The sequence below is a fragment of the Streptomyces sp. TAA486 genome (assembly GCF_000426165.1).
Genome location: NZ_AUEV01000006.1, coordinates 126,017 through 143,475, shown reverse-complemented (window position 1 = coordinate 143,475; position 17,459 = coordinate 126,017). Strand labels below are relative to the sequence as shown.

The 17,459-nt window shown below is 69.3% G+C and carries 15 protein-coding genes and 1 riboswitch; of the genes, 5 read left to right on the top strand and 10 right to left on the bottom strand.

Features of this window, described 5'->3' with window-relative positions; genetic code table 11:
* Window positions 1-190: 190 nt before the first annotated feature.
* Together I004_RS0109505 and I004_RS0109500 are read right to left on the bottom strand one after the other, a co-directional pair.
* Complete coding sequence (locus I004_RS0109505; protein WP_028435289.1) at window positions 191-1,033, bottom strand: thioesterase family protein; 843 nt, start codon at window positions 1,031-1,033, stop codon at window positions 191-193.
* A gap of 80 nt (window positions 1,034-1,113) precedes the next feature.
* Window positions 1,114-1,782 (bottom strand): trimeric intracellular cation channel family protein, encoded by a 669-nt coding sequence (locus I004_RS0109500; RefSeq protein WP_028435288.1) that lies wholly within the window; start codon window positions 1,780-1,782, stop codon window positions 1,114-1,116.
* 491 nt (window positions 1,783-2,273) lie between these two features.
* Here I004_RS0109500 and I004_RS0109490 point away from each other — a divergent pair, with 491 nt between their 5' ends.
* Window positions 2,274-3,014, top strand: coding sequence for a transglycosylase SLT domain-containing protein (locus I004_RS0109490; protein WP_037975621.1), 741 nt, complete (start codon window positions 2,274-2,276; stop codon window positions 3,012-3,014).
* A gap of 75 nt (window positions 3,015-3,089) precedes the next feature.
* On the opposite strand, the gene I004_RS0109485 is transcribed toward I004_RS0109490, so the two are convergent.
* The 8 genes from I004_RS0109485 to I004_RS0109450 all read right to left on the bottom strand — a co-directional run bounded on the left by I004_RS0109485 (window position 3,090) and on the right by I004_RS0109450 (window position 12,086).
* Window positions 3,090-4,172, bottom strand: a complete 1,083-nt coding sequence (locus tag I004_RS0109485; RefSeq protein WP_037975699.1) for a dipeptide ABC transporter ATP-binding protein — start codon at window positions 4,170-4,172, stop codon at window positions 3,090-3,092.
* 14 nt (window positions 4,173-4,186) lie between these two features.
* Window positions 4,187-5,287, bottom strand: a complete 1,101-nt coding sequence (locus I004_RS0109480) for an ABC transporter ATP-binding protein (RefSeq protein WP_028435285.1) — start codon at window positions 5,285-5,287, stop codon at window positions 4,187-4,189.
* Window positions 5,284-6,282, bottom strand: coding sequence for an ABC transporter permease (locus I004_RS0109475; RefSeq protein WP_028435284.1), 999 nt, complete (start codon window positions 6,280-6,282; stop codon window positions 5,284-5,286). The genes I004_RS0109480 and I004_RS0109475 overlap by 4 nt, the downstream gene beginning before the upstream one ends.
* Window positions 6,283-6,405: 123 nt before the next feature.
* Complete coding sequence (locus I004_RS0109470) at window positions 6,406-8,175, bottom strand: ABC transporter substrate-binding protein (protein WP_028435283.1); 1,770 nt, start codon at window positions 8,173-8,175, stop codon at window positions 6,406-6,408.
* An 85-nt stretch (window positions 8,176-8,260) separates the two neighbouring features.
* Window positions 8,261-9,259, bottom strand: a complete 999-nt coding sequence (locus I004_RS0109465) for an ABC transporter permease (RefSeq protein ID WP_028435282.1) — start codon at window positions 9,257-9,259, stop codon at window positions 8,261-8,263.
* 310 nt (window positions 9,260-9,569) lie between these two features.
* The gene (locus I004_RS0109460) at window positions 9,570-10,328 is read right to left on the bottom strand and encodes an enhanced serine sensitivity protein SseB C-terminal domain-containing protein (RefSeq protein WP_028435281.1); all 759 of its coding nucleotides are present in this window, start codon (window positions 10,326-10,328) and stop codon (window positions 9,570-9,572) included.
* A gap of 234 nt (window positions 10,329-10,562) precedes the next feature.
* Window positions 10,563-11,333 carry an enhanced serine sensitivity protein SseB gene (locus tag I004_RS0109455; protein ID WP_028435280.1) on the bottom strand — a complete coding sequence of 257 codons (771 nt, stop codon included), beginning with the start codon at window positions 11,331-11,333 and terminating at the stop codon, window positions 10,563-10,565.
* Window positions 11,334-11,414: 81 nt separating this feature from the next.
* The gene (locus I004_RS0109450) at window positions 11,415-12,086 is read right to left on the bottom strand and encodes an AAA family ATPase (RefSeq protein WP_028435279.1); all 672 of its coding nucleotides are present in this window, start codon (window positions 12,084-12,086) and stop codon (window positions 11,415-11,417) included.
* 269 nt (window positions 12,087-12,355) lie between these two features.
* Window positions 12,356-12,465, top strand: a riboswitch (glycine riboswitch).
* A gap of 144 nt (window positions 12,466-12,609) precedes the next feature.
* On the opposite strand from I004_RS0109450, the gene gcvT reads away from it, so the two are divergent.
* The 4 genes from gcvT (at window position 12,610) to I004_RS0109430 (ending at window position 17,157) form a co-directional block, all read left to right on the top strand.
* Complete coding sequence (gene gcvT / locus I004_RS0109445; protein WP_037975619.1) at window positions 12,610-13,764, top strand: glycine cleavage system aminomethyltransferase GcvT; 1,155 nt, start codon at window positions 12,610-12,612, stop codon at window positions 13,762-13,764.
* A gap of 138 nt (window positions 13,765-13,902) precedes the next feature.
* Window positions 13,903-14,283, top strand: a complete 381-nt coding sequence (gene gcvH / locus I004_RS0109440) for a glycine cleavage system protein GcvH (protein WP_028435277.1) — start codon at window positions 13,903-13,905, stop codon at window positions 14,281-14,283.
* Window positions 14,284-14,412: 129 nt separating this feature from the next.
* Complete coding sequence (locus I004_RS0109435; protein WP_028435276.1) at window positions 14,413-15,687, top strand: serine hydroxymethyltransferase; 1,275 nt, start codon at window positions 14,413-14,415, stop codon at window positions 15,685-15,687.
* 87 nt (window positions 15,688-15,774) lie between these two features.
* Window positions 15,775-17,157 (top strand): L-serine ammonia-lyase, encoded by a 1,383-nt coding sequence (locus I004_RS0109430; protein ID WP_028435275.1) that lies wholly within the window; start codon window positions 15,775-15,777, stop codon window positions 17,155-17,157.
* Window positions 17,158-17,459 lie beyond the last annotated feature (302 nt).

Below are 17,459 nucleotides of genomic sequence, written 5' to 3'. Positions count from 1 at the left end.
CACAGTGAACTGGAGCACGCGGCAGGGGGTCCACGACCAAAAATCGATGCCCCGCATAGGCGGGTCCTATCGATCCCGGCGCCGCAACAGCCGGGCAGGCAAACACGCAGGGAGGGAGGAACGGGACGGGAACGGCCAGCGGCTGCCATCTGATGTGCCGGCCACGTCTGCCCCGGATCCCGTCCGGAAGTCAGCCCAGCTTCGCGCGCGCCAGCTGCCGGGACTGGGCGACGAGGCGGTCCGCGCTGTCCCAGACCTCCACGTCCTCCTCCAGGAAGCCCCCGGCGAGGTTGACAGTGGTGACGGAGACACGCAGCGGCCCGGGCGCCGGGCGGGCCCGGACGTGGACGGTGAGCTCGACAGTCGGCACCCAGCCGCTCAGGCCCATCTCGAAGGCGGTGGGCGGCAGCGCGTCCACCGCCATCAGCAGGGACATCGGGTCCGGGTCGCGGCCGTCGGCCAGTCCGAGCCAGGCGCGCATCTCGCCGCGACCGCTCGGCGCTCCCACGGCCCAGCCGCATGTGGCGGGGTCGAGCCGCAGGTCGAGACGCTTGCCCATCTCGGGACCGGCGTCCGGGCCCGCCGGGTTGTCCCGGGCGCTGAAACACTGCCCGCGGGGCGGAATCGCGGGCGGCTCGGCGCTCGTACGGATGTCGCCCGTGACGGAGTCCAGATCCCCATAGGAGGCGAGGACGCGGATGCGCTCGACCTCGCGGCCGTCAGCGGCTGTCTGGAAGAGGCCGGCCGTGCCGGTGGAGAGAGTGCGGCCGGTACGGACGACCTCGCTGCGGATGACGGCGGGACCGTGGCTGGTGGCCGACAGGTAGTGCGCTGTGATCGTGAACGGATCGGGGTGCGGCAGCGTCTCGCCGAGTGCCCGGCCGAGGGTCGCCAGCAGATAGCCGCCGTTGAGGGCGTGGCCGATGGCCCAGCCCTGGGAGAGGTCCGTGTCGTGGACACCGGGCTCACGCTGCCGTACGGAGGTGTCGCGGTCGAACTCGCTCACGGTGACTTCGCAGATGGTGTCGGACATATGAGCACCGTACACGGAGAAGTTACTCGCGGGTAGTCGCGTCTCGGGCTCCTCGGCGGCCGGGCCGCCCGCGTGGCCCGTCAACTTCCCGGCTCCGCGTCCGCGACCGTGGACCGGCGGTGCCAGGCCCGCGGCGCGCGCCACCCGAAGCGCAGCGCCAGCAGGCGCACGACGAACGCCAGGGCGGCGGCCCCGAGCATCGTCGCGGCGTTGAGGGCGCCGGCGTCCAGCAACAGGGCGGTCACGGTGGCGCCGATGATGGCGGGCACGGCGTAGAGGTCGCGGTCCCAGCGCAGCAGCGACGGCACCTCGTTCGCGAGCACGTCGCGCAGCACCCCGCCCCCGGCCGCCGTGGCCAGGCCGAGCACGGCGGAGGCGAAGAGCCCCAGCCCGTACTCGTGGGCCTTGACGGTGCCGGCGACGCAGAACAGCCCGAGACCGGCCGCGTCGAAGACGTTGATCGCCTTGTTGATCCGCTCCACGTGAGGGTGCAGAAAGAAGACGAAGACCGTGGCGATCAGCGGGGCATGGAAGTATCCGGCGTCCGTGAACGCGGCGGGCGGCACGGCCCCGATCACGACGTCGCGGAAAAGGCCGCCGCCGAGCCCGGTGACTTCCGCCAGCACGGCCATTCCGAATACGTCGAAGTTCTTGCGCACGGCGAGGAGGGCACCGGATATCGCGAATACGAAGATCCCGACGATGTCGAGCCAGTGCTGCACGGCCGGGTCGAGCAGGTGCTGATTCACGGGCCCATTCTTCCCACGCCGCCGCCCGCACGGGACACCCGGTGGAAGCGTGGAGCCGGAGCTCTTCCGGACCGGCTCACGAGGGGCGCGGCGGGCCCTGGACACGCCTCCGAGCTGCGGCGATGCCGGTCGGCGACGAAATGGGACAAAGCGTGACACCTGTCAACCGGAATGTGCTTCCTTCGCCACGCAGCGTTCATACGGAACCCGCTGAATGTGAGGCGGCGCATAAGACGCACGTCACATCCGAATCCGTTTAGTGGGCACCTCTCGCCGACCCTTCAGCTCCAGCGGCATATCGATGGTTCCGTCCTGGATGTCCGCATACATATCGGCATTTCTCTCCGTAGTCGCTTAGTAGGTCACATATTTGGCACCAGCATCAGGGACCTTTACCAATGGCAGCGTCGCTTCGCGCCGGGAACCGAACTCGGCGCCACCGCCCAACCGGCAAATACGCGACGCAGCCAACGAAAGGTATTCGCTCTTCCATGCGCATCCCCAACCGCCTGACCAGGACCCAGAAGTCCGCCGCTGTCGGCCTTGCGGCCGCCGCAGGAATTGCTGCCCTCGCCGGCGCGGCGCCCGGTCACTCGGACGCACACACGGACCGGGGCCAGGCCAAGCCGGTTGCCGGACATTCGGTGAACGTGGCCGACCATCCGTCGACGAAGGCCGCCAAGGCCGCGACGGGTGATCACACCACCGACAACACGCGCAGCCACGCTCCGGCCAAGACCCTCGTGAAGGGTGAGGAGACCAAGCAGGTTTCCGCAGCCAAGCCGGCCGCCACATCCGACAAGGCTGACCAGAGCGAGAAGGCTCAGAAGGCCAAGCAGGCCAAGCAGGCCAAGCAGGCCGAGAAGGCCAAGGAGGCCCGTACCAGCACGAAGGCCGACCGCACGACCCGCGGCGACAACCTGGACGGCTGGATCAAGCAGGCCCGTGCCGTCATGAAGGAAGAGGGCATCCCGGGCTCGCACCAGGGCATCAAGAAGAACATCATCCGTGAGTCCGGTGGTGACCCGAACGCGATGAACGACTGGGACATCAACGCCCAGAAGGGCACGCCTTCGAAGGGTCTGCTCCAGACCATTCAGCCGACGTTCGACCAGTACCACGTCAAGGGCACCAAGCATGAGGTGACCGACCCGGTCGCCAACATTGTCGCCGCCTGCAACTACGCGGCCGACAAGTACGGATCGATGGACAACGTGAACTCCGCGTACTGATCCGGCGCGGAACGGCAAAGGGCGGCTGCGGTCACGCAGCCGCCCTTCTGCGCGCTCCGAGCCCCCGCGCCGCGCCTAGCCGACGACCGGCGTGCTGTCCTCGGGGTGCTGGTCGGGGGCGTTCTCCGGGTGGTGGCAGGCAGCCTCGTGTCCCGGGGCCAGGGAGACCAGCGGCGGCTCGGTCGTCCTGCAGATCTGCGTCGCCTTCCAGCACCTGGTGTGGAAGCGGCAGCCACTCGGCGGCTTGATCGGCGAGGGCACGTCGCCCTGGAGCAGGATGCGGTCGCGTCCGCCCTGCGCCTTGCGCCGCGGGTCGGGCACGGGAACGGCCGAGAGGAGCGCCCGCGTGTACGGGTGCATGGGCGACTCGTACAGCGACTTCCGGTCTGTCAGCTCCACGATCTTGCCGAGGTACATGACCGCGATCCGGTCCGATACGTGGCGGATCACCGAGAGGTCGTGCGCGATGATCACGTACGTGAGGCCGAGCTCGTCCTGCAGGTCGTCCAGCAGGTTGATGACCTGCGCCTGGATGGACACGTCCAGCGCCGAGACCGGCTCGTCGGCGACGACGAGCTTCGGGTTGAGGGCGAGGGCGCGGGCGATGCCGATGCGCTGCCGCTGCCCGCCGGAGAACTCGTGGGGGTAGCGGTTGTAGTGCTCCGGGTTCAGGCCGACCAGGTCCAGCAGCCGCTGCACCTCCTTCTTCACACCGCCCTCGGGCGCGACGCCCTGGAGCTTGAAGGGGGCGCTGACGATCGCGCCGACGGTGTGCCGGGGGTTCAGCGACGAGTACGGGTCCTGAAAGATCATCTGGACGTCGCGCCGCAGCGGGCGCATGCCGCTCACGCCGAGGTGAGTGATGTCCCGGCCCTCGAACTCGATGGCGCCGGCGGTCGGCTCCAGCAGCCGCGTGATGAGCCGGCCCATCGTGGACTTGCCGCAGCCGGACTCGCCGACGACGCCCAGCGTCTCCCCCGCCCGCACGTCGAAGTCGATGCCGTCGACAGCTTTGACCGCACCGACCTGCCGCTTGAGGATCCCCTTGGTGATCGGGAAGTGCTTCTTCAGGCCGCTCACCTTCAGCAGCGACTCGCCCGGCTCCGGGTCGGCCTTGGTCTGCACGGCGTCCGTCACGCGCTGGGACGGGATCGTCATCTGCTCGTCCTCACTCACAGCTTCGGGGCAATCTCTTCGTTCCAGATCCGGTCCCGGTCCGTGCGGTCCAGGTGGCAGGCGGACAGATGGCCGCCGCCCACGTCCTGCAGCTCGGGCCGTTCGGTGCGCGTGACATTGCCCTTGGGCACATCCGCGTAGGGGCAGCGCGGGTTGAACGCGCAGCCCTTCGGGATGTTGATCAGGCTGGGCGGTGAGCCCTTGACGGGGATGAGCCGTTCGCCCTGCGCGCGGTCGATGCGCGGCATCGAGCCCAGCAGACCCCAGGTGTAGGGGTGCTGCGGCTGGTAGAAGACCTGCTCGGCCGTCCCGTACTCGACGCAGCGGCCCCCGTACATCACGAGGATGTCGTCGGCGAGCTCGGCGACCACGCCCAGGTCGTGCGTGATGATGATGACCGCGGAGCCGAACTCCTTCTGCAGGTCCCTGATCAGGTCGAGGATCTGCGCCTGCACGGTGACGTCCAGGGCGGTCGTCGGCTCGTCGGCGATCAGCAGCTCGGGGTTGTTCACCAGCGACATCGCGATCATCGCGCGCTGCCGCATGCCACCCGAGAACTCGTGCGGATAGCTGTTGACGCGCTCGTCGGGCTGCGGGATGCCGACGCGGTCGAGGAGTTCGACGGCTCGCTTGCGGGCCGTCTTCTTGTCCACGTCGTGATGGACGCGGTACGCCTCGATGATCTGGCTGCCGATGGTGAAGTACGGGTGGAGCGCCGAGAGCGGATCCTGGAAGATCATCGCCATCTCGCGGCCGCGCAGCCTGCGCACCGAGTCCGGGTCCGCGGACAGGAGTTCCTGTCCGTCGAGCCAGATCTCGCCCGACAGCTGCGCCTTCCGCCGCCCGTACTGCCCGACGGTGTGCAGGCCCATGACGCCGAGCGAGGTGACGGACTTGCCCGAGCCGGACTCGCCCACGATGCCGAGCGTCTTGCCCTTCTCCAGCTGGAAGGAGAGCCCGTCGACGGACTTGACCAGGCCGTCCTCCGTGGGGAAGTGCACGTGCAGATCGCGCACTTCGAGGAAGGAGCGGGCGGGCGCCCGGTCGGCGACGGGTTCGCCGACCGCCGAGGTACCCGTCTTGTGCGTTTCCGTCATGCGAGCCTCACTCGGGGGTCGATCACGCCGTACAGCAGGTCCACGATGAGGTTCGCCACGACCACCGCGGAGGCGGTGATCAGCGTGACGCCGAGGATCAGCGGCAGGTCCTTCTCCCCGATCGCCTTCAGCACGGCCTGGCCGAGTCCGGGAAGGCTGAAGGTCGTCTCGGTGAGGATCGCACCGCCCATGAGTGCTCCGAGGTCGACTCCGAGGAGCGTGATGATCGGGGTCATCGTGGAGCGCATGGCGTGCTTGCGGATGACGACCGGCTCGCGAACGCCCTTGGCGCGGGCGGTGCGGATGTAGTCCTCGCCCATCACCTCGAGCATGGTGGCGCGCGTGAGCCGGGCATACATGGCGCCGAAGAGGAACGCCAGGGTCAGCCAGGGGAGGGTCATCCCGCTGAACCACGCGGTGAAGCTCTCCTCGATCGGCGTGTACTCGTTGCTGACCAGCCCCAGCCCGTAGGAGAAGATCGCCAGCGAGAGCAGGCCGGTGAAGTAGATGGGCAGCGAGACGCCGCTGAGGGCGAGGCTCATGGCCATGCGGTCCCAGATGGAGCCGCGGCGCAGCGCCGAGACGACGCCGGCAGCCAGACCGATGACCAGCCAGATGATCGCGGCACCGACGGCGAGGCCCAGGGTGACGGGCAGCCGGTCGGCGAGGATCGGCCAGACGGCCTGCTCGGTCTTGAAGGAGTACCCGAAGCACGGCGCGGAGCAGTGGATGGTGTCCCCCGCGCTGACGTAGTCCCGTCCGACGAGGATGCCCCGGAAGAAGTCGAAGAGCTGGACGAGGATCGGGTCGTCCAGGCCGAGCTTCTGCCTGATGCCCTCGAGCGCGGCGGCGTCGGCCTGCTTGCCGACGAACATCGTGGCGGGGTCGACCCCCGTCCACTTCGGGATCAGGAAGAAGATGCCGAAGACCGCCAGCATGACGACGATCAGCATCACTACGACGGCGAAGAGCCGCCTGATGAGATATGTGAGCACTGCTTCCGGCCCGGCGGGGCCCGGTGAACTCCCCGAGGTTGTCGGAGTGTTCACCGGGCCACCACTGCGGCCCTCACCTGCCCTTCGTGACTGGCGGCGGGTGCGCCGGCGGGGTCGGACGGATCACTTGACGCCGAGCACGGCGTAGTCGTAGCGACCGCTGTACGCGTCGGTCGTGCCGACATTGGTCAGCCTGCTGGAGCGCCAGATGATGTTCTTCTCGAACGTGAAGGGCAGGTAGTAAGCGCCCTTCATGACCTCGGCGTTGATGGCCGCGTACTTCTCGGCCGCCTTGTTCTTGTCGAGTTCGGCGATCGCATCGGCGAACATGCCGTCGATCTTCTTGTCATCGATCATGGCGTAGTTGTTGTTGCCGTTGTCCAGGATGTACTTGCTGTGCCACAGCGGCATGCCGTACCCCTGGCCGGACGGGAAGTCCGGACCCCAACCCATGATGATGATCCCGTAGTTCTTCTTCTTGACCACGTCGGGGTTACCGATGATGCCGGTGGTCTGCGCGCCGTCGTACTCGTCGACCTCGGCGGTGATGCCGACCTTCTTGAGCGACGCCTGCATGGCCTCGGCGGAGGCGACCTCGACCTGCTTGTTGTTGCGGACCGCGATGGTGGTCTTGAAGCCGTTCGGCTTGCCGCACTTCTTCAGCTCGGCCTTGGCCTTCTGCACGTCGGCCGCGCCCTGGTTCTTGGCGATGCCGTACGGGTCGAACTTCAGGTCGGAGCCCGGGACGAGCGCCGGCAGCATGTTCGTGCCGATGTCACCGCCGGCGAGCGGGCCACCGCGCGCGTTCTGGATCGACTTGTGGTCGGAGCCGTAGATCATCGCCTTGCGGCAGTGGATGTTGTCGAAGGGCTTCACCGTCTGCGGGAAGACCGCGTAACGGATGTAACCCGTGCTCGGGTTGTCGACGTTGCCCTTGTGCTCCTTCAGGGCCTTCTCACGGCCTGCCGCCTCCATGCCGGTGGCGTTGATGTCCAGGTCGTAGTCACCGTTGATGAGGCGCTTGTCCATCTCGTCGGAGTTGGTCAGCAGGGTGACGGTGACCTTGTCCGGGAGGGCCTTGCGGATGGAGTCCGAGGACTTCTTCCACTCGGGGTTACGGACGAGCGTCAGCTTCTTGTTCGGCGTGTACGACTCGAACTTGTACGGGCCGCTGGAGAAGGGCTTCAGGCCGTACTTCGACTTGGTGTCCTTGTCCTGGCGCACCGGGGAGGCCGACGGCATGCCCAGCATCTGCTCGAAGTCACCGTTGCGCTTGGGCAGATGGAAGATGATCTTGGTGTCGCTGGGCGTCTCGATGGCGTCCAGGCCGAGCTTGTCCTTGGCCTTGTCCTTGTAGGGGCCCTTGTACTTGCCGTCCGGGTCCAGTGTGTCCTTCAGGTAGATGGGACCGCCGGAGAGAACGTCCTGCGCCCACTGCCGCTCGATGCCGTACTTGATGTCCTTGGAGGTGACGGGCTTGCCGTCCTCCCAGGTGATGCCGTCGCGCAGCTCGTAGGTGTAGGTCTTGCCGTCGTCCGAGATCTTCGCCCTGGACTTGGCCAGGTCCGGAACGAGCTCCGCACTCTCCTTGCCCGCGACGGGCTTGCTGCTGACCAGGGTGCGGCTGTAGTAGCGCATGAAGTCCCAGGCGAACCCGTAGTAGCCACGGGTCGTGTCCCAGGAGTCGGCGTCCTGGGTGCCGATGAACTTCAGCGTCCCGCCCTTCTTGTCGGACGCGTTGGCCGTCTTCGCCTTGGCTGCGTTGAATCCGGGCGCCTTGCCGTCGCCCTCGCTGTCACTGCCGCCGCCACCGCACGCTGCGGTGGTCAGGAGGGCCGCGACCGCGACGGCCGACGCGGCGATCCTGCGCCTCGATGAGCGTTGGGTTGTCACGATCTGCATCCTCCGGTGTAGGTCACGGCCCGCACGGCTGCGCCGGGCCGGGGACAGAACCAGGACACGCCTGGTGGTGTGGGGGTCATCGGGAACCCTTGGGGTCCAGCGCGTCGCGCACGCCGTCGCCGAAGAGGTTGAAGGAGAGAACGGTGATGAAGATGGCCACACCCGGCACCACCATGAACATCGGATCCGTCTCGTAGTAGCGCACAGCCTGGGAGAGCATCTGCCCCCAGGAGGCGGTCGGCGGCTTGACTCCCACGCCGAGGAAGCTGAGCGCGGCCTCGGTGAGGATGTTGGTGGGAATCATGAGCGTGGTGTAGACGGTGATCGGCGCGATCAGGTTCGGCAGCAGCTCCTTGAAGAGGATGTAGCGCCGCCCCGCACCGAGGCTGCGCGCCGCCTCCACGTACTCCCGCTCGCGGAGCGAGAGCGTCTGGCCGCGCACGATGCGGCCGATGTAGGGCCACCCGAAGAAGCCGATCACCAGGATCATGACGGTGAGCCGTACGCCCGTGCCCGTCAGCCCGAACATCTCGTTCGGCACCACGGAGATCAGGGAGATGATGAACAGCAGTTGAGGGAAGGCCAGCAGCATGTCCATCACGCGGCTGATGACGGCGTCGAGCCAGCCGCCGAAGTAACCGGCGAGAGCGCCGAGCACGGTGCCGACGACGACGGCCACCACTGCCGAGAGGAAGCCGACGAGCAGCGAGACGCGCGCGCCGTAGACGATGCGGCTGAAGATGTCGCGGCCGTTGCCCGGTTCGACTCCCAGGAGATGGTCGCCGCTGATACCGCCGAGCGCACCCTTGGGAGTCTGGAAGAGGGGGTCGATCATCTCTTCGTGGTGCTGGTCCGGCGGATGTCCCAGGAGGCTCACGATGAACGGCGCGAAGAACGCGACCAGGATGAGCAGCAGGACGACGCCGCCGCCGATGAGCGCCACCTTGTCCCGCTTGAGGCGGTTCCACGCGATCCGTCCGAGGGAGCGCCCTTCGATGGACTTGCCTTCCACGCCACCGAGTGCCGGGTCGACGGGCGCGGTCTCCGCGGACGTGTCGTGCAGTGGTGCCGTCATCGTGGGGAAACCCTCTCTCGGCCGGGGGTGACCAGCCACGCCCGCCGCTGTAGCGGCCAGTTCGCAATTCGCACGTTCACAAGGCCGATGCCTCAACGCTCGGGAGTCTCATCGGCCGTGCGATCACCCGCCAGTCCCCCCGGGGAAAGGATGCTCAACTGTGATGTGACGCGTCAGATTCCGTTATACGAACGGCAACTCGCGACTATCGGAATCCCGTCAATGCGCGTGGACAACCGCCCACCTGCGCTTCCTTCCACCAGGCATCCCTGGAGGAAGTCCGGTTGCGTACCGACCGGGCGGACGGGCGTCAGGAGCGGGGGAAGCCGTAGCCGTGCCCAGGAGCGGCGTCGGCCGTCGGCACGTCACGGTCGAAGAATGGCCGCGAATTGCGGCGCAGCCACATCGCCACGGGGTCGTAGTCGTCCGACATCGCGACGCTGGAGACCGGCAGCCCCTCGGGGACGGCCGCCACCGACTGACGCATCATCTGCTGCGCCGACTCCACGGACTGCCGGCCCGTGTCGTACAGGTCGAGGCCGATCGCGAGATAGCCGGCGCCGAGTGCCGGCTGCACCCAGGCGCGGCGCAGGGAACGCACGACGGGCGTGCGATGAGCGTTCTGGCTGAGTAGCGCGTAGAACTGCGCGACGTCCAGGCTCGGTTCGCTGATGCGCAGCGGCCCCGCGGGCAACTGGTCCAGGCCCAGGGCGATGCGCCGCAGGTCGAGCCACGGGATGCCGACCCCGCCGCCCGGGGCGTGCGGGTTGAGCCAGATCCCCCAACGCTCCGGGAAGAGCGCGGAGGCGATCTCACGGCCGCTGACGATCTCGTGCGAGCGGTCCCAGCCGGAGGCGGCCAGCTCCTGGGCGGAGCTCACGCACGGGGCGTAGCCGTACCCGCCGACCTCCATGTTTCCGTACTGGGCGTCGGGCGCGCCCGGACGTCCGTTCCAGAGCAGCATCCACACTTCGCCCTCGGCGAGCGCATCGAGCAGCGCCTCATAGGTGTCGTACCTCCCCGGCGACACCTGCCCCAGCAGCTGCTCGACGCCTGCACCCGCGCTCACCTGGCCGTCCTTCCACCGGAACCGCTCCGACGCCTCGCCGGCCTTCCCAAGAGCCTCCGGCCCTGGGAAAGACCGGCGAGGAAGCCGTCCTTCTCAATGATCTGTACCGGGCCCGCGAACGCGGCCCTCCCCGTTGTCCCCGTCATCCAACCAGCTTACGAGCAGGGACCGACATGGGGCGTCGTGCTGAAGCGCTACGTCCTGGGGCGGAGCACGCCCGGAAGGACCCGGACCTCAGTCCCGTGTGTAGAAGGGCCGCACGCAGTGCCGCATCCAGTCGACCACCGGGTCCTGGGCGGCGTCCATCAGCACGAGCTGTACGGGCCATCTGGACTGGGCGCGGCCCAGCGCACGCGCGAGCGCGTCGTGCGCGGCCTGGCGGATGTCCGGGTCGAGGTGGTCCAGCTCGACGCCGACGAAGAGCGACGGCGGATCCCCCTCGGAGCTGGCGAGTGCGCGGCGGGCCGTGCGCATCCACGGCAGAACGGCGAACTCCCCGGCCGCGGCGGCGAGGAAGTCCACCGGTTCCTCCTGCCAGTCCGGCTCGTAGAGCCGCACCCGCGCGCCGCGCGCCACGCCCCACGCGGCCTGCTCACCCGGGGTGTTGGCGCACAGCTCGGCGACGGCCTCGGGCGGCAGCGGCATGCCGACGGTGCCCTCCGGGTTCACGGCGATGCCCACCTGCGGCGGCAGCCCGCGGGCGAAGTCGCGTGCGGGTGCGACGGTGAAGGACATATGGCCCCCGACGACTTGCAGGAACTGCTGCTCGGAACTGAAGACCGGAACATAGACGCCGCCGTTCAGCTCCACGGTCGGCAGATCCAGGTCGGGGCTGTCGGGGCCGCCGCCCTCGGGCAGCGGCACCCAGACGCTGCTGCGTCCGAGCACCTCAAGCAGCCGGGCACCGGCGCCTGGCACTTCGAGGGAGGCGGCGAGGGCCTCCTCCAGCTCGTTGCCGGGCCAGCCTCCGCCATGGCCCGGTCCGTACTGCTGAGGAATGGTCATGACGGCCACCCTAGTGCGGTGGTCACACCGGGTTGCGAGCGGTCCGGCCCTGCGCGCCGGGCGTGCGCCTTCGGCGTGTTGCTACTCGAACGCCATGCCGGCGAGTGTTCCCGCGGCACCCCGGTCCAGGAGGACCACCGACTGGCATCCACGCGGCAGCCGCCCGGACTCCGCGTTCACGATCAGCCGCCGCACGGCCCTGCGGTGGCGCATGAACGCGTAGCCGGAGACGGTGCGTCCGCGCTCGGCCTGGCTGCGCAGCGCCGTCGCCGCCGGTACGTCCAGCAGGACGAGGTGGAGGGCGCGGCCGCGCCGAAGGGCGTCCCGGCCCAGCCAGTTGCGCACCCACGCCTGGCTGCCGCAGTCGTGCACGACGACGCTCGCGCCGGAGGAGAGCGCCCGCCGCAGTCCCGCGTAATGCGCGATGCGGGCGAGGGGCCGGTACGCGGCGTAGGGCAGCCAGCGCGGCAGCGCGGACCCCCAACGCTCGCGCACGTCCTGGGAGTCGATGCGGCGGACGGTGTCCTGGAGGGCGACGACGCGCCGGATCAGCGTCGACTTGCCGCTGCCCGGAAGCCCGGAGACGACGACGCGGTCGCCGGTGGGATACCGCAGCGTCCGCCGGACGGCCGTACCGCGAAGGTCCACGGAGGCGGCCGGAGGGGGTGAGACCGCCGGAACGGCCGCGGCGCCGGCCTCGACGGGCGCCGAGGCGCCGGGAACAGCCGTCCCGACGGGCGCCGGTGGCGGCACCGTCGCCTGTACAGGAGAGTCGGCGGCGTCTCTGGCCTGGCCGGAAGGCGAGTACCCCCAGCCGGTCACGGTCGCGTACGCACTGCGCAGGCTGCCCACCTGATCGCCCCTCCCCGGATATGGCCGCCGTCCGGCGGCTCGCCTCCGAGAGTGTCAAGAAATGGTAATGCGCAGCAAGGCGGCATCGCAGCCGGCGAAGGCATGCACCGTCGACGCCTCTTCGCCGCCATGCCATGATGAGCGGGCCAGTCAACTGGATACCGGCCGTTTGAATCCACGCGGGAGAGTTCCCGGCCGCGCTCGGAGCGCGGTCCCGCCGGGGCGCCGAAGGAGCAAGTCCTCCCTTGAATCTCTCAGGCACCGATACCGCGCAGGACGAGGCAGATCTGAAAAGCGGGCCGCCCGCAGGCGGCTCCACCCAAGGTGCAAGCCACCGCCCGTGCACGAGGGCTCGTGGCGAACCTCTCAGGTTCCGATGACAGATGGGGAGGACATCCGCGTCACCGAGTCACGGGAGCCTGACATGAGCGAGACCAACGGCGGGGCCACCGGCGGCGGCCCACGCACCACCGCCCTCGACGCGGTACACCGCGCGCTCGGCGCGACGATGACCGACTTCGCCGGCTGGGACATGCCACTGCGCTACGGCAGCGAGCGGGACGAGCACGTCGCCGTGCGCACGCGCGCGGGCCTCTTCGACCTCTCACACATGGGCGAGATCACCGTCACCGGGCAGCAGGCCGGCGAGCTGCTGGACTACGCGCTGGTCGGCAACCTCTCCCGGCTGGCCGTGGGACGCGCCCGCTACACCATGCTGTGCGACGCCTCGGGCGGAATCCTCGACGACCTGATCGTCTACCGCACCGGCGACGACACGTACATGGTCGTCGCCAACGCCTCCAACGCTCAGACCGTGCTGGACGCGCTGCGTGAGCGCAGCGCCGGCTTCGGCGCCGAGGTGCGCGACGACCGGGACGCCTACGCGCTGATCGCCGTGCAGGGCCCGGAGGCCGCCGGCATTCTCAAGGGCCTCACGGACGCCGACCTGGAGGGGCTGAAGTACTACGCGGGGCTGCCGGGCACGGTCGCCGGCCGGGACGCCCTGATCGCCCGCACGGGATACACCGGCGAGGACGGCTTCGAGCTGTTCGTCTCCCCCGCCGACGCCGTCGCCGTGTGGGAGGCGCTGACCGGCGCGGGCGCGCCCGCGGGCCTCGTGCCGTGCGGTCTGAGCTGCCGTGACACGCTCCGCCTCGAGGCGGGGATGCCTCTGTACGGGCACGAACTGACCACGCGGACCACGCCGTTCGACGCGGGCATGGGCCGGATCGTGAAGTTCGAGAAGACCACCAACGACGGTGCCTTCGTCGGGCGCGAGCCACTGGAGGCCGCCGCCGGCCAGGCGGAGACATCGCCGCCGCGCAAGCTCGTCGGGCTGATCGCCGAGGGCAGGAGGGTGCCGCGTGCCGGGTACGAGGTGGTCTCCGCCGCGGACGGTTCGGTGATCGGCGAGGTGACCTCGGGAGCCCCGTCGCCCACCCTCGGCAAGCCCATCGCCATCGCGTACGTCGACCCGGCGTTCGCGGAGCCCGGCACCGAAGGGGTCGCGGTGGACATCCGCGGCAGCCACGAGCCGTACGAGGTCGTGGCGCTCCCCTTCTACAAGCGGCAACGCTGACAAGGGCGCCGGCGGGACGACCCGTGCCCGCCTCCCCGGCGCCGGGACGCGGCGTGGCCCGCGCCGCTCGACGTGTCCTGCGTCCCACTGACCAAGACTGATTCCCTCCGTTCCCCTCTCATCCAGGAGAATCGCACCATGAGCAACCCGCAGCAGCTGCGCTACAGCAAGGAGCACGAGTGGCTGTCGGCCGCCGATGACGGCGTCTCGACGGTCGGCATCACGGCCCACGCCGCCGACGCGCTCGGCGATGTCGTCTTCGTCCAGCTTCCCGAGAACGGGGACACGGTGACCGCGGGCGAGCCCTGCGGCGAACTGGAGTCGACCAAGTCGGTCAGCGACCTCTACGCGCCGGTCTCCGGCGAGATCACCGAGATCAACCAGGATGTCGTGGACGACCCGGCACTGGTCAACTCCGCCCCGTTCGAGGGCGGCTGGCTGTTCAAGGTGCGTGTCACGGACGAGCCGGAGGGGCTGCTGACGGCCGACGAGTACGCCTCGTTCACCGCCGGAAGCTGACGCCGGGCCCGCACCGACCGGCCCCTGTCGCCCGGAGCCGCAAGAGCGGCCCCCTACGCCCGAGCAGCAACGACTGAACGCCGTATGTCCGCCAATGTGCCCGACCGGCCTGCCACCAGGGATGGTTCCATGTCGCTTCTGAACAGCTCTCTCCACGAGGTGGACCCGGACGTCGCCGCCGCCGTCGACGCCGAACTCCACCGCCAGCAGTCCACCCTCGAGATGATCGCGTCGGAGAACTTCGCGCCGGTCGCCTCCCTGGAGGCCCAGGGATCCGTCCTCACCAACAAGTACGCGGAGGGCTATCCGGGGCGTCGCTACTACGGCGGCTGCGAACACGTCGACGTCATCGAGGACATCGCGCGCGAGCGCATCAAGGCCCTCTTCGGGGCGGACGCCGCCAACGTGCAGCCGCACTCCGGGGCGTCCGCGAACGCCGCCGCGATGTTCGCGCTGCTCAAGCCCGGTGACACGATCATGGGCCTGGACCTGGCGCACGGCGGTCACCTCACGCACGGCATGAAGATCAACTTCTCCGGCAAGCTCTACAACGTCGTCGCCTACCACGTGGACGAGAAGACCGGCCGGGTCGACATGGACGAGGTCGGCAGGCTGGCGCGCGAGCACCGGCCGCAGATGATCATCGCCGGCTGGTCCGCGTACCCGCGGCAGCTGGACTTCGCCGCCTTCCGCCGCGTCGCGGACGAGGTGGACGCCCTGCTCATGGTCGACATGGCGCACTTCGCGGGTCTGGTGGCGGCCGGGCTGCACCCCTCTCCGGTGCCTTACGCGGACGTCGTGACCACGACCACGCACAAGACCCTCGGCGGCCCGCGTGGCGGCGTGATCCTCTCCAAGAAGGAGTACGCCAAGAAGATCAACTCCGCGGTCTTCCCCGGTCAGCAGGGCGGTCCGCTGGAGCACGTCATCGCGGCCAAGGCCGTGTCGTTCAAGATCGCGGCCTCCGACGAGTTCAAGGAGCGCCAGCAGCGGACCCTGACCGGTGCCCGGTTGCTCGCCGAGCGGCTGCTGCAGCAGGACGCGGTGGACGCGGGCGTCTCCGTACTCTCCGGCGGCACGGACGTGCACCTGATCCTCGTCGACCTGCGCAACAGCGAACTGGACGGCCAGCAGGCCGAGGACCGGCTGCACGAGATCGGCATCACCGTGAACCGCAACGCCGTGCCGAACGACCCCCGCCCGCCCATGGTCACCTCCGGCCTGCGCATCGGGACGCCCGCGCTGGCGACCCGGGGCTTCCAGGAGGAGGATTTCCGCGAGGTCGCCGACATCATCGCCGAGGCGCTGCTCCCCGGCTTCGACGAGGACAAGGCCAAGTCCCTGAGCGCGCGCGTCACGGCGCTCACCGAGAAGCACCCCCTCTACCCCGGCCTGAACAAGTAACAGGCCCCGGTGCCGCGGCGCGGACCGCGCCGCGGCACCGGTCATCCGGCCACAGCACGGGCCCCGCACGGAAAGGAGGCGCCCGCCATGGCGGTCTCCGTCTTCGACCTCTTCTCGATCGGCATCGGCCCGTCCAGCTCCCACACGGTCGGCCCGATGCGCGCGGCCCGCATGTTCGCCGTGCGGCTGAAGAACGAGGGCGTGCTCGCCCATACGGCGTCCGTGAAAGCCGAGCTGTACGGGTCGCTCGGCGCGACCGGGCACGGGCACGGAACCGCGAAGGCCGTGCTGCTCGGGCTGCAGGGCGAGTCACCGCGCACCGTCGACGTCGAGGGCGCCGAGGACGAGGTCGAGCGGATCAGGGCCTCGAAGCGGCTGCGGCTGCTGGCCACGGAGATAGGGGACGCCCACGAGATCGCCTTCGACGAGCAGTCCCAGCTGATCCTGCACCGCCGCCGCTCGCTCCCGTACCACGCGAACGGGATGACGCTCTTCGCGTACGACGCCTCCGGCGCCACGCTTCTGGAGAAGACCTACTACTCGGTGGGCGGCGGATTCGTCGTCGACGAGGACGCCGCCGGCTCGGGCCGCATCAAGCTCGACGACACCGAACTGAAGCACTCCTTCCGCACCGGCGACGAGCTGCTGCGGCTCACGCGGGAGACGGGTCTGTCCGTCTCGGAGCTGATGCTCCAGAACGAGAAGGCCTGGCGCACGGAGGAGGAGATCCGTACCGGTCTGCTGGAGATCTGGGAGGTCATGCGGGCCTGCGTCGCCCGCGGACTGAGCCGCGAGGGCATCCTGCCGGGCGGCCTGAAGGTGCGCCGCAGGGCGGCGACGGCCGCTCGCCAGCTGCGGGCGGAGGGCAGCCGCGAGACGCACGCGACCGAGTGGCTGACGCTCTACGCGATGGCGGTGAACGAGGAGAACGCCGCCGGCGGACGCGTGGTCACGGCTCCCACCAACGGAGCGGCGGGCATCATCCCGGCCGTCCTGCACTACTACACCGAGTTCGTGCCGGGCGCCGACGAGGACGGCATCGTCCGCTTCCTCCTCGCGGCAGGCGCCGTCGGGCTGCTCTTCAAGGAGAACGCCTCGATCTCCGGCGCCGAGGTCGGCTGCCAGGGCGAGGTCGGCTCGGCCTGCTCCATGGCGGCGGGCGGCCTGGCCGAGGTGCTGGGCGGCGGTCCGGAGAAGGTGGAGAACGCCGCGGAGATCGGCATCGAGCACAACCTCGGGCTGACCTGCGACCCGATCGGCGGGCTCGTCCAGATCCCCTGCATCGAGCGCAACGGCATGGCCGCCGTGAAGGCCGTCACCGCCGCCCGCATGGCGCTGCGCGGCGACGGCCGGCACCACGTCTCGCTCGACAAGGCGATCAAGACGATGAAGGACACCGGCGCCGACATGAAGGTCAAGTACAAGGAGACGGCCCGGGGCGGACTCGCGGTCAACGTCATCGAGTGCTGACCCCCGCGGTCGGCCCGCACCGCCGCGACGGGAGGACCGGGCCCGTTGCCCCTCATCCGGGCTGTGGCTGGAATCACACCCCTAATCGCCTGCTTCCTCCACTTTCCTTCCACTCCGCCCACGACTGCGGCATCAGCGGCCGCCCGGCCGTTTCGGGGAGATGCTCCATATACGGCACCCCAGGGTTCTGAGCACGAATCCACAGGTCAGACGGGTTACCGACCATTAGCTCCCCCGGTATGGCCGTGATCTGCGGATCCATGGGTACGGTTGTCCACGCGAGGTCGTCCGTTCCCCGCCGC

What these genes read in the sequence shown, in the direction of transcription:
- I004_RS0109505 (WP_028435289.1), bottom strand. Translation starts at nt 1,033, where the DNA reads ATGTCCGACACCATCTGCGAAGTCACCGTGAGCGAGTTCGACCGCGAC.
- I004_RS0109490 (WP_037975621.1), top strand. Translation starts at nt 2,274, where the DNA reads ATGCGCATCCCCAACCGCCTGACCAGGACCCAGAAGTCCGCCGCTGTC.
- I004_RS0109485 (WP_037975699.1), bottom strand. Translation starts at nt 4,172, where the DNA reads ATGACGATCCCGTCCCAGCGCGTGACGGACGCCGTGCAGACCAAGGCC.
- I004_RS0109480 (WP_028435285.1), bottom strand. Translation starts at nt 5,287, where the DNA reads ATGACGGAAACGCACAAGACGGGTACCTCGGCGGTCGGCGAACCCGTC.
- I004_RS0109465 (WP_028435282.1), bottom strand. Translation starts at nt 9,259, where the DNA reads ATGACGGCACCACTGCACGACACGTCCGCGGAGACCGCGCCCGTCGAC.
- I004_RS0109455 (WP_028435280.1), bottom strand. Translation starts at nt 11,333, where the DNA reads ATGACCATTCCTCAGCAGTACGGACCGGGCCATGGCGGAGGCTGGCCC.
- gcvT (WP_037975619.1), top strand. Translation starts at nt 12,610, where the DNA reads ATGAGCGAGACCAACGGCGGGGCCACCGGCGGCGGCCCACGCACCACC.
- gcvH (WP_028435277.1), top strand. Translation starts at nt 13,903, where the DNA reads ATGAGCAACCCGCAGCAGCTGCGCTACAGCAAGGAGCACGAGTGGCTG.
- I004_RS0109435 (WP_028435276.1), top strand. Translation starts at nt 14,413, where the DNA reads ATGTCGCTTCTGAACAGCTCTCTCCACGAGGTGGACCCGGACGTCGCC.
- I004_RS0109430 (WP_028435275.1), top strand. Translation starts at nt 15,775, where the DNA reads ATGGCGGTCTCCGTCTTCGACCTCTTCTCGATCGGCATCGGCCCGTCC.